Genomic DNA, 12,160 nt, shown 5'->3' on the forward strand with positions numbered 1-12,160 from the left:
GGAGGCGCCGCCATGCCCCGACCGCCCCTCTTATCCTTCCGTTCGTGTACGTCTCGCGTGTGCTGCGGCTGTGCCTCTTGTACGCCCCGCCCCGGTGGGTCCCAGCCCGGTGCGTCGCGGCCCGGCCGTCGGAGCGCCCTCCGATGAATGCCCCGCTGTACGGCCCGCCCGACCCAGAACTCGACCGCCTGCTCCGCCCGCTGTTCCGCGCCGCCGCACCGGCTGGTGGCGCCGCCGTCGTGGTGATCCGCGGCGACGAGCGGACCGTCGCCTGCCGGGGCCACGCCGTCCGCTCCACCGAACGCCCGGTCCGCGCCGACACCCGCTTCGAGCTCGGCTCCGTCACCAAGACGTTCACCGGCCTGCTGCTCGCCGAGATGGCCGCCCGCGGCGAGGTCGGCTACGACGATCCGATCGACCGCTACCTGCCCGCCGACGCTGCCCCCGGCTACCCGCAGGAGCGCCCGATCACCCTGCTCCACCTGGCCACCCACACCTCCGGCCTGCCCCGGCTGCCGGACGGGGTGCTGCCCGGGCAGGTGCCGCGCTGGTTCACCCGTCCTTACGCGACCTTCGGACCGACCCACCTGTTGCGGGCGCTGCCCCGGACGGCGGTGCGCGGCACGCCGGGCACCCAGGTCCGGTACTCCAATCTCGGCTGCGGACTGCTCGGCCTGCTGCTGGCCAACGCGGCGGGGCAGCGGTACGACGATCTGCTCGCCGCCCGGGTCTGTGGCCCGCTTGGCCTGGTGGACACCTCCTGCGGCCCCGGCCGGGAGGAGGACGCCGGGTACCGGCGCGGGCGAAGGGTGCCGTCGTTCCGCCTTCCCGCCCTGCCGGCCGCCGCCGCGCTCCGCTCCACGGCGGACGACATGCTCCGGTACCTCCAGGCGCACCTCGCGCTGGACGCCGTTCCGCTCCCCGAGCGGGCCGACGCGGCGGTGCTGCGGACGGCGCTGAACGAGGTGCGGCGCCCGCGCACCGACGGGCGACGTGGCGGGCCGCGGATCTGCCTGGGATGGAACCACCGCGCCCTCGCGGCGGGGGGAGCGGGGGCGTCGGGGGCGGCGGAACCACGGGCGGCCGGGGCGTTCGGGCGGCCTGCGACTGACGGCAGACCGGTGGTGCCTGTGCCCGCGGCGTCCGACGGTGCGGGGCCGCTCGAGGCCGGCGAGCTGGTCTACCACGTGGGTGCCGCCCGGCGGTCCACCGCCTTCGTCGGGTTCAGCCCCCGGGACCAGGTGGGCCTGGCGGTCCTGGCCGGCGGACAGCCGCTGCGCAGCCGTGCCCTGGTGCAGAGCGCGCACGAGACCCTGCGCGTCCTGATCGCCGAATTCGGCGAGCGCTGACCGCCGGACGTGCGCCGGTGTCGTGCGCTGGGGTCGTGCTCCGTTGTCGGGTCCGGAGCACGTGGTCCGGACCCGACGGTGCCCCGGGCGGTTGCTCCCGCCCGGGGCACCGTCGGGTCTGCCGCGCCGTGCCACGTTCAGGAGTGGCGCGGCGGGCGAGGCCGGACCTCCTGGGTCAGCCCTCGGAGCCGGCCGGCGGGAGCTGGGCCTGGATGAGGTTCATCACCGTGGAGTCGGCCAGGGTGGTGGTGTCACCGATCTCGCGGCCCTCGGCGATGTCGCGCAGCAGGCGGCGCATGATCTTGCCGGAACGGGTCTTCGGCAGCTCGCCGACCACCTTGATCTGCTTCGGCTTGGCGATCGGGCCGAGGGTGCGGCCGACGTGCGCCCGCAGCTCCTCGACCAGTTCCGGGCTGTCGGTGGCGGTGCCGCGCAGGATGACGAAGGCGACGATCGCCTGGCCGGTGGTGGCGTCGGTGGCGCCGACGACCGCCGACTCGGCCACCGAGGGGTGCCCGACCAGCGCCGACTCGACCTCGGTGGTCGAGATGTTGTGGCCGGAGACCAGCATGACGTCGTCGACCCGGCCGAGCAGCCAGATGTCGCCGTCCTCGTCCTTCTTGGCACCGTCGCCGGCGAAGTAGCGGCCCTCGAAGCGCGACCAGTAGGTGTCGATGTAGCGCTGGTCGTCGCCCCAGATGGTGCGCAGCATGGAGGGCCACGGCTCGGTGACGACGAGGTAGCCCCCGGAGCCGTTGGCGACCTCGGCGCCGTTGTCGTCGACGACGGTGGCCGCGATGCCGGGCAGCGCGCGCTGGGCGGAGCCGGGCTTGGTCTCGGTGACGCCGGGCAGCGGGCTGATCATGATGGCGCCGGTCTCGGTCTGCCACCAGGTGTCCACGATCGGGGCCGTGGAGGCGCCGATGTGCTCGCGGTACCAGATCCAGGCCTCGGGGTTGATCGGCTCGCCGACGCTGCCCAGCACCCGCAGGGAGGACAGGTCGAACTTGGCGGGGATGTCGTCGCCCCACTTCATGAAGGTGCGGATCGCGGTGGGCGCCGTGTAGAGGATGGTGACGCCGTACTTCTGCACGACCTCCCAGAACCGGCCCTGGTGGGGGGTGTCGGGGGTGCCCTCGTAGATGACCTGGGTGGCGCCGTTGGAGAGCGGGCCGTAGACGATGTACGAGTGCCCGGTGACCCAGCCGATGTCGGCGGTGCACCAGTAGACGTCGGTCTCCGGCTTGAGGTCGAAGACGGCGTTGTGGGTGTAGCTCGCCTGGGTGAGGTAGCCGCCGGTGGTGTGCAGGATGCCCTTGGGCTTCCCGGTGGTGCCGGAGGTGTAGAGGATGAACAGCGGGTGCTCGGCGTCGTGCGCCTCGGGGGTGTGCTCGGTGGACTGGCGGGCGGTGAGCTCGTGCCACCACACGTCCCGGCCCTCGGTCCACGCGGTGTCCTGGCCGGTGCGGCGCACGACGAGGACGTGCTCGACGCCCTCGGCCTTGGTGAGGGCCTCGTCGATGGCGGGCTTGAGGGCGGAGGGCTTGCCGCGCCGGTAGCCGCCGTCGGCGGTGATGACGAGCTTGGCCTGGGCGTCCTGGATGCGGGAGGCGACGGCGTCGGCCGAGAATCCGCCGAAGACGACGGAGTGCGTGGCGCCGATGCGGGCGCAGGCGAGCATCGAGACGACGGCCTCGGGGATCATCGGCAGGTAGATCGCGACGCGGTCGCCCTTGACGACGCCGAGTTCGAGCAGGCCGTTGGCGGCCTGGGAGACCTCGTCCTTGAGCTGGGCGTAGGTGATGGAGCGGCCGTCGCCGGGCTCGCCCTCGAAGTGGATGGCGACGCGGTCGCCGTGGCCGGCCTCGACGTGGCGGTCCACGCAGTTGTAGGCGATGTTGAGCTTGCCGTCGGCGAACCACTTCGCGAAGGGCGGGTTGGACCAGTCGAGCGTCTGCGTGGGCTCGACGGCCCAGGTGAGGCGTCGGGCCTGCTCGGCCCAGAAGCCGAGGCGGTCCTCGGAGGCCTGAGCGTACGCAGCCGCGGTGACGTTGGCGGCTGCGGCGAGCTCTGCCGGCGGGGCGAAACGCCGCTCCTCCTTGAGCAGATTGGCCAGGCTCTCGTTGCTCAACGCGCACTCCTCATGAGTCATGATCGGGTCGTTTCCCGTGCGTGGGGATTGTCCCGTGTGTCCCAGCGCACAGCTCACCAGGCGAAGAGGTCTCTTGACAAGAGGCTCTGGCTAATTGGTGTAGACCTTTGATCGCTCCTCGAACGGCCGCCCGAGGTCGGAGGCGTCTCGGGCGGCTCGAGGAGGTGGGCCCGCGTCCGTGGCCCGCCCGGCTGGACGCGGGCCCGGCTCTCAGGCGGCCAGGCCGGGGCCTCCCCCGTCCCTGGCCGGATCCGCGGCGACGGTACCGGTGGTCGGAACCTGTTCGAATTCATTCACTCGTCCGGGCGTGTCGTGCTCCCCGTGCGGGGTGGACGGCAGGGCCGCGAGGGCGGACGCCGGTGCGGATGCGGTGGATGCGGTGGATGCGGTGGATGCGGTGGATGCGGCGGGTGTGGGAGCGGGTGTGGGCGCGGGCGCGGGCGCGGGTTTGGGCGCGGGGGCGGGCGCGCATGCGGTGGCGGGCGTCGGCGCCAGTGCCTCGACCGGGCCGAACCGGCCGCTCTCCGGGTCGAGCACGTAGGCCTGCGCGGTGGCGAAGTCGAAGTACATGCCGACCAGCCGCAGGGTGCCCTCGGTGACCCGCCGCTCCACGGCCGGGTTGGCCATCAGCTGGTCCAGTTGCTGGACGACGTTGGTGACACAGAGCTGCTCGGTCACATCGACCACCGGGCGGTCGGTGAACTCCGCCGGGATCCGGCGCAGCCGGTCCAGCGAGCCGCGGCCGTTGCGCAGCCAGCGGGCCAGCGGAGTGGGCCGGCCGGGCTGCTCGTGCACCCCGTCCAGCAGGGCCTTCATCGCACCGCAGCCCGAGTGCCCGCAGACGGTGATCGACCGCACCTCCAACACCTCGACCGCGTACTGCACCGCCGCGGCCACCGAGTCGTCGGCCGCTCCCGGCTCGTGCGGCGCCGGCACCAGATTGCCGACATTGCGCACGGTGAAGAGGTCGCCGGGGCCGCTGTTGGTGATCATGCTGGTGACCATCCGGGAGTCGGCGCAGGTCAGGAACAGCTGGGAGGGCGTCTGCCCCTCCCGGGCGAGCCGGGCGAGTTCGGGTCGGACCAGCGGGGCGGTGTGCAGTTGGAACACCCGCACCCCGTCCAGCAGCCGGACGTGCGGGTCCTCCTGCTGTTCGATGCAGTGGTGGCCGACCCAGGGCGTCCACGCGCGGCAGCGGTGCGGGCCGGGGGAACTGCCGGTGCGGACGGTGCCGTCCGGGTCGAGCACCTCGTCGTCCTGGCGGCGGGTCACCATCGACACGCGCCCGCCGCCCGCCTGGTGGCCGGTGCGCCAGCTGTGCAGCGTCTCGTAGGCGGCGTGGTCCAGGAAGGAGCCGTCGTGCACGACGGTGACCTCGGCGCCGGCCGGGACACCGGCGAGTTCCCGGCTCAGCCGGGGCACGGCGGCGAAGGTCAGCGGACCGTGCGTCTCCACGGTGAACGCGCCGTCGGTGCCGGCCAGCACATCCACGTGCGCCCGGGTCAGCCGGTAGAGCGCGAGCAGCACGGCCGTCGCGGCGCCCAGCGCCACACCCGGCAGCACGCCGAACAGCACCACGGACACCACGGTGACCAGGTAGACCGGGAACTCCCGGTGCCGGTGCACCTTCCGGATGTGCGCGAAGCTCACCATCTGCAGGCCGACGATCAGCACCAGGGCGGCGAGCGCGGCGAGCGGGATCCGGCGCAGTCCGCCGGTGAGGGCCACCGCGGCCGCCAGCACCCACACCCCGTGCAGCACTGAGGACCAGCGACTGCGGGCCCCGGCCCGGACGTTGGCGGTGCTGCGCACCGCGCCGCCGGCGATCGGCAGTCCGCCGGCCAGTCCGCTGATCATGTTGGCCAGCCCCTGCCCGCGCAGCTCGCGGTCGAGGTCCCCGGTGCGGTGCGACATCCGGTCGACCGCGACGGCGGAGAGCAGTGATTCGACGCTCGCCACGGCGGTGACGGTCAGCACGGCGGCGAGGACGGCGAGAGGCGGGCCGTGCGGCAGGTCGGGGACGAGGTCGTGCGGTTGCCAGGCGGGCAGGTCGACCCGGGCGAGCCGCAGGTCCAGTGTGGCCGCGAGCGCGGTGGCGGCGGCGACGGCGGCCAGCGGCCCGGGGACCTTGGTCAGCCGGGTGCCGAACTCGCCGTAGCGGCCGGGGAGCCGGCTCAGCCGGGGCCAGCCGAGCAGTACCGCGGCGGTGACCGCGCCGACGGCGAGGGCGGACGGGTGCGGGGTTGCCAACTGGCTCGGCAGGGCGAGCAGATTGGCCAGGGCCGAGCTCTGCGGGGAGCCGCCGAGGACGACGTGCAACTGCGCGATCGCGATAGCGAGGCCGACGCCGGCCAGCATGCCGTGCACGATGGCGGGCGAGACGGCCAGCGCCGTCCGGGCCACCCGCCTTACTCCCAGCAGGAGTTGGAGCAGACCGGCGGCAAGCGTGATGGCGCAGGTCGCCTGCCAGCCGTGCTGGGTGATGAGCCCGGCAGTGATCACGGTGAGTGCGGCGGAGGGGCCGCTCACCTGCAGCGGGGTCCCGCCGAACAGTCCGACCACGATGCCGCCGACGGCCGCGGCGGCGAGGCCCGCGGTGAGCGGGGCGCCGGTGGCCAGGGCGATGCCGAGGGAGAACGGCACGGCGATGAGGAAGACCACCAGGGAGGCCGAGAGGTCCTGCGCCCAGGAGGCGCGGGGACGTCTGCCCGGCGGGGCGTGGTCGGTGGTGTCGGAGGCGATGGGTGCGCTGGAGATGTCGAGGGTCATGGGTCTTCCCGTCTGTCCGGGGGAACGAACGCAGTCAGGTCCGGCGGTGAGTCCGGTCATGGGCTCGATGGAGCGGATCGGCTGTCGTGGGTCGCGACGGTGTGGCGGGATGGCGCGGACGGGCCGGGAGTGCGGGTGTCACCGGCCGGGCCTTGGACCATCGGGGGCTCCGGCGGTCGCTCGGCGGGCGCTGGGAGGAGCCAGGGCACGGCGAGGAGTACCGGAACGGATGCGGAACATCAAGACTCGGTAAACCGAGGGTAATGAGAGCTTTGCACAGCGTCATCCGGAGCGACAGGCAATATTCGCCTGATTCACCCCATTGGGTGGTGCTCGAACGGACGGGAATCTGCTGGTCGCGGTGCTGCGACCGTGGTCGTGGCGGTGTCGCGGGCCGGGCCGGGGGCGGACATGCGAGGGCCGCGGCCCCTTCTGGGACCGCGGCCCGTGGTCGCTGCGGTGGTGCCGCGCGGCGCTGCTCCGCGTCGGTGCTGTGCGTCGGTGCTGTGCGGTGCCGCTCCGGTCAGACGGCCGCGCCGGCCGCCGCGGGCTCGTCACCGAGCACGAAGTCCGGGTCGACCTGAGTGGCGAGGTCGATGCCGACCTTGGCGTTCGCCCAGCTCTCGGCGTTGCGCAAGTGGAAGAGGACGGCCTGCTCGGTGTAGCGGCGCGGGTCCCGCAGGTCGTACGCGGCGTCCGCCGCCGTCCGCAGCTCCTCCAGCACCTCGCGGTTGGCGGCTTCGAGGGCGCGCAGCGGTGGCTGCGCGCCCTGCTCCAGCCGGCGCACCCAGTCGGAGTGCCCGAAGGAGGTCAGCAGGTCCTCGCCGACCTCCCGACGGAGGAAGTCCAGGTCGTCCGGGCTCTGAACCTTGTTGCCGACGACCCGCAGCCGGACGCCGAAGTCCTGCGCGTAGTCGCGGTACTGGCGGTACACCGAGACGCCCTTGCGGGTGGGCTCGGCCACCAGGAAGGTGAGGTCGAAGCGGGTGAACAGGCCCGAGGCGAAGGAGTCGGAGCCGGCGGTCATGTCGGTCACCACGTACTCGCCCCGGCCGTCGACCAGGTGGTTGAGCAGCAGCTCGACCGCGCCGACCTTGGAGTGGTAGCAGGCGACGCCGAGGTCCTCCTCGGTGAACGCGCCGGTCGCCAGGAGCCGCACCGAGCCCTCGTCGAGCGCGATCGGGCGGGCGCAGGCCGCGTAGACCGGGTTCTCCTCGGCGATCCGGAGCAGCCGCGAACCGCGCCCCGGCGGGGTGGTCTTGATCATCTCCTCGGCGGAGCGGATCAGCGGGTTGCCGCCGCGCAGGTACTCCTTGATGCCGGGCAGGTGGGCCCCGAGCGAGGGCAGGGCGGCGGACTGGTCGTCCGTCAGTCCGAGGGCGAGGCCGAGGTGCTGGTTGATGTCGGCGTCGACGGCGAGGACCGGGCGGCCCGCGGCGGCCAGGTGGCGGACGAACAGTGCGGACAGCGTGGTCTTGCCGCTGCCACCCTTGCCGACGAAGGCGATCTTCATCTTGGGACTCCGGCTCTCGCTCCAGGACCCGCCGCGTCCGCGGTCCGCGCCGCGACGAGGTCGACGATCTTCCGAGTTGGAAATCGTTATCGTCTTCGACAGTCATGCTATCCGGGGTTTCGGACCGTTTGCGGGAGGGAAGTGAGGATTGCCTCGAACGGGTGATGAGTGGTTGCTGTTCCGGCAGGGGCGTCCCAGTCATTACTCTCGGGTAGGTGAGCACTGGAACAGATCCCCTCGCCCCGCTGGCCCAGCTCCCCGGGGTGCCCGACGCGGTGGCCGAGGTGCGCAAGGCCGTCGACCGCCTCTACGGCCACCGGGTGATGCGCCGCCGCGCGGCCGAGGTCACCTCCGAGTCGGCCCTCCGCGGCGCCCGCGCCTCCGCGGCGCTGGCGGGCTCGGACTGGCCGCTGGAGGAGGTCCGCCGTCGCAGCGACTTCGGCGCCGACCCCGAGACCCGGACGGTGGGCGCCGCCCTGCGGATCGCCGCCGAGGCGGGGCAGCTGCTGAGCATCTGGCGGCACTCGCCGCTCCAGGTGCTGGCCCGGCTGCACCTGCTGGCGGTCGGCGACGCCGACCCCGTGGCGGGTCGGCCGAGGCAGGCCGGGGAGGGCGTCGAGGACCTGTTCCCGCTGGAGCTGAAGCCCGCCGAAGGGGTCGCGGCGGAGGTGGCCCCGGCCGCCGTGCCGACCACTCCGACAGGGCCCGTGCCGGCCCTCTCCGCGGCTCCCGGCCCCGAGGAGGTCGCCGCCCGGCTGGACCAGCTGTCCCGGCTGCTGGTGTCCCGCGCCGAGGGCCAGGGGGTCGGGACCCCGGCCCTGGTGGTCTCCTCGGTCGTGCACGGGGAGCTGCTGGCGCTGCGGCCGTTCGGCTCGTACAACGGCCTGATCGCCCGCGCCGCCGCGCGGATCGTGCTGATCGCGGAGGGCCTCGACCCGAAGTCGATCTGCCCGGCCGAGGTGGGGCTCATGGAGCTGGGGACGGAGGCCTACCGGCGCGCGCTGGCCGGTTATCTGGCGGGGACGCCGGAAGGGCTGGCCGCCTGGATCGGCCATTGCGGGCGGGCCCTGCGGCTCGGCGTCCGGGAGAGCACGGCGGTCTGCGAGGCGATGCAGCGCGGCATGGTCTGAGCGGGCCGCAGGCGGCCCAGGGCCCGCGCGCCGGACACAAGGATGCGGCGGCACCTGATCCTGCCGGGTGCCGCCGCTGGCACAGATGCCGGGTGACCATGCATGCACCGGAAAGTGCCGATCAGACGGGGATCCTGCCCGTTCGTCTGGTCCAGCGGCCCGACAGCGGGTCGGCTGCATGTGGGTGCTCGGTTATCTGTACACGCGGTCCGTGGGGCCTGAACTGCGTTGTCGGTTTGACCTCTTAAGGTCCTGACCGGGTCTCGCGGGCCGTGATTCCTTTGTATCGCGTTTCGGGCGAAAGGGGAACCCGAAATGAGAAGTCTTCGACTTTTGCCCGTTTTGTCCAAATGGCTGTCGGGACCGCTCGCGGCCTCGGTCTGGCCGCTGTCGCCGCAGGCGGCGTCCCCGCCGGGTCAGGCCGGGAGGTGACGGCGACGGCGGGTGGCGTACCAGACGGCGCCCGCCGTCAGGATCGCCGCGCCGACCGCCACCGCCGTCAGTACCGAGCGGCTGGGTGCCGAGAATTCCGGGAGCCGCCGCCGGAGTTCCACCGGCCGGTCGAAGACCAGTACCGGCCACTCCCGCGCCAGCGCCTCCTTGCGCAGCGCCCGGTCGGGGTTGACCGCCGACGGGTGGCCGACGGCCTCCAGCAGGGGCAGGTCCGTCGACGAGTCGCTGTAGGCGTAGCACTCGGCCAGGTCGTAGCCCTCGACCTCGGCCAACTCGCGGATGGCGGCGGCCTTGTTCTCGGCGTAGGCGTAGTACTCGATCTCGCCGGTGTAGCAGCCGTCCTCGATCTGCAGCCGGGTGGCGATCACATGGTCCGCGCCGAGCAGCGCGCCGATCGGCTCGACCACCTCGGAGCCGGAGCTGCTGACGATGACCACGTCCCGGCCGGCCGCGTGGTGCTGCTCGATGAGCGAGGCGGCCTCGTCGTAGATGATCGGATCGATCAGGTTGTGCAGGGTCTCGGCGACGATCTCGCGCACCTGCTGGACGTTCCAGCCCCGGGTCAGCGCGGAGAGGTACTGCCGCATCTTCTCCATCTGGTCGTGGTCCGCGCCGCCCACCAGGAAGACGAACTGGGCGTACGCACTTCGCAGGACGGCCCGACGGTTGATCAGGCCGCCCTGGTAGAACGGACGGCTGAACGCCAGGGCGCTCGACTTGGCGATGATCGTCTTGTCCAGGTCGAAGAAGGCGGCGGTCCGCGGGCCGGCCGGGTGCGGGCGCGCGGTCGCCGGAGGGGTCGCGGACGGGTCGGAGTCGGTCGCTCCGGGCCGCGCGCCGGTCACGGCCGTCCCGTCGGACCCGGGGGTCCCGTCGGTTCCGGCGGCGGCTGCGGCGGTGGAGTCCGGGGACTCGTCGGCGTACTCGTCGGCGTTCTCGGTGGTGTCCACGGGAACCGAGGATAGAGGGCTCCGCAAAACTGCCCGCCATTCGGCGTACTCGCGTGCGTGCGGGTTTGTGTTTCTGGCCGCTCGGGTACACCATGGAAGTCACGGATCGTTCGCGACCGTGCTAACCCGGTCCGGCTCCTCCCCCCCGAGTCGGGCTGTGGATAGACGACCCCCGCTCTCCCCCCCGGCGGGGGTCGTCGCACGTCCGGAGCCATTTTCGGGCTCGGACGGCCGGCCCGGCGGAACCGCCGGTTGATCCGGGCGATCTCTACGGGGGGTGTCGGTCCACCCGACTGTCTCGACGTTTTCGTCACTCTCCGTAGAGCTTTGGTCATGTCCGGCTCCGGAGCCGCCGCCCCTGGAATGAGTCCCGGACCTGCTCCGGCGGCACGTGGTGCGTGCGGCGCTATCCCGCCCCGCCAGGTATGGCGGTTGATCTCCGTGAGCCCGATTAGTCAATTCTTTGTCCAATAGCCCCCCGTCCGGGTGAACGTTTTCTTCCACAGCCCCGAGTTGTCCACAGGGATTCGGAACCTGGAGGACGGAATCGGGATCACCGTCCAACGTGATGCCCGGCAGCGGTTGCCGGGCCCGATCCCATGGGCCCCCGACCGACTGCCGGACCTTTCGTAGGTGTGCCCGGCCGCCGTGCGCGCCGGGCACCGGGACAGGGGAGCCGCCATGTCGAAGCCGATCACCGACCACGCCGCCGCCGGTGGGCCCGAGTCCGCCCGACCGCTCGTTCTCACCGGGAACGACGCCCTGGCGGAGCACCTGCTGCGGATCTGCGCGGCGGCCGGCACCGATCCGAGGCTGATCCGGGGCACGCCGCCGCGCGAGCTCTGGGAGGAGGCCTCGCTGGTCCTGGTCGGCGACGACCGGGCCGGGCACTGCGCCGCGATGCCCCGCAGACCGGGGGTGCTCCTGCTCGGGCTGGACCTCGACGACGCGGGCGTCTGGGTCAGGGCCGTCCAACTCGGCGCGGAGCACGTGCTGTTCCTGCCGGACGCGGAGACCTGGCTGCTCGACCGGATCGCCGACGCCGTCGAGGGCGTCGGCCCGCCCGCCCGCACCGTCGCCGTCCTCGGCGGCCGGGGCGGCGCGGGTGCCTCCACCCTGGCCTGCGCGCTCGCGGTCACCGCCGCGCGCCGGGGCCTGCGCACCGTCCTCGTCGACGGTGACCCGCTCGGCGGCGGGCTCGACATCCTGCTCGGCGGCGAGACGGCGGCGGGCCTGCGCTGGCCGGATCTCGCCGGCTCCCGGGGCCGGGTCAGCGGCGCCGAGCTGGCCCGGGCGCTGCCCGCGCTCAAGCGGCTCGGCACGCTGGCCTGCCTGTCCTGGGACCGCGGCGACACCCCGGCGGTACCGCCCGAGGCCATGCGCAGTGTCCTCGCCGCCGCGCGCCGGGGCGGCGGCCTGGTGGTGGTCGACGTGCCCCGGCGGTTGGACCCGGCGGCCGGGCAGGCGCTGGAGCAGTCCGACACGGCGCTGCTGGTGGTGCCTGCGGAGCTGAGGGCGGTGGCGGCCGCCGACCGGGTGGCCGCGTCCGTGCGGATGCGGCTCGACGACGTACGGGTGGTGGTGCGCCCGCCGGGGCCGTTCGGGCTCCCCGCGCACCGGATCGCCCGGGGGCTGCGGATGCAGCTCGCCGGGGTGCTGGATCCGGAGCCGGGCCTGGCCGTCGACCTCGAGCAGGGGGTGCCGCCCGGCATCCGCGACGGCGGGCCGCTCGCCCGGTTCTGCGGTGCCTTCCTCGACGAGGTGCTGCCGACGGTGCCGGCGGTCGAAGGGGGCGTGTACTGATGGTGCGGCTGCGGAGGACGAGCGGTGCCGGGGATCCCGGT

7 protein-coding genes are annotated in these 12,160 nt (G+C 73.2%); 3 read left to right on the forward strand and 4 right to left on the reverse strand.

Features of this window, described 5'->3' with window-relative positions:
• Positions 1-143 precede the first annotated feature (143 nt).
• The gene (locus SM793_RS20590; protein ID WP_320439693.1) at positions 144-1,349 is read left to right on the forward strand and encodes a serine hydrolase domain-containing protein; all 1,206 of its coding nucleotides are present in this window, start codon (positions 144-146) and stop codon (positions 1,347-1,349) included.
• 175 nt (positions 1,350-1,524) lie between these two features.
• Here the strand turns inward: SM793_RS20590 and acs are convergent, their stop codons facing one another.
• The 3 genes from acs to SM793_RS20605 form a co-directional block, all read right to left on the reverse strand.
• Positions 1,525-3,501 (reverse strand): acetate--CoA ligase, encoded by a 1,977-nt coding sequence (gene acs / locus SM793_RS20595; RefSeq protein ID WP_413815999.1) that lies wholly within the window; start codon positions 3,499-3,501, stop codon positions 1,525-1,527.
• A gap of 210 nt (positions 3,502-3,711) precedes the next feature.
• Complete coding sequence (locus SM793_RS20600) at positions 3,712-6,270, reverse strand: SulP family inorganic anion transporter (protein ID WP_320439695.1); 2,559 nt, start codon at positions 6,268-6,270, stop codon at positions 3,712-3,714.
• Positions 6,271-6,793: 523 nt separating this feature from the next.
• The gene (locus SM793_RS20605) at positions 6,794-7,783 is read right to left on the reverse strand and encodes an ATP-binding protein (protein ID WP_320439696.1); all 990 of its coding nucleotides are present in this window, start codon (positions 7,781-7,783) and stop codon (positions 6,794-6,796) included.
• Between the two features lie 215 nt (positions 7,784-7,998).
• Here SM793_RS20605 and SM793_RS20610 point away from each other — a divergent pair, with 215 nt between their 5' ends.
• Positions 7,999-8,913 (forward strand): oxidoreductase, encoded by a 915-nt coding sequence (locus SM793_RS20610; protein ID WP_320439697.1) that lies wholly within the window; start codon positions 7,999-8,001, stop codon positions 8,911-8,913.
• A 416-nt stretch (positions 8,914-9,329) separates the two neighbouring features.
• Here the strand turns inward: SM793_RS20610 and SM793_RS20615 are convergent, their stop codons facing one another.
• Complete coding sequence (locus SM793_RS20615) at positions 9,330-10,106, reverse strand: HAD family hydrolase (RefSeq protein WP_413816001.1); 777 nt, start codon at positions 10,104-10,106, stop codon at positions 9,330-9,332.
• 891 nt (positions 10,107-10,997) lie between these two features.
• Between SM793_RS20615 and ssd the strand changes: the two genes are divergently transcribed.
• A complete protein-coding gene (gene ssd / locus SM793_RS20620; RefSeq protein WP_320439699.1) occupies positions 10,998-12,119 on the forward strand; it encodes a septum site-determining protein Ssd in 1,122 nt (373 codons plus the stop codon).
• Positions 12,120-12,160: the final 41 nt, after the last annotated feature.

Origin of the sequence: Kitasatospora purpeofusca (assembly GCF_034043715.1) — a bacterium.
Classification (GTDB): Bacteria; Actinomycetota; Actinomycetes; order Streptomycetales; family Streptomycetaceae; genus Kitasatospora; species Kitasatospora purpeofusca_A.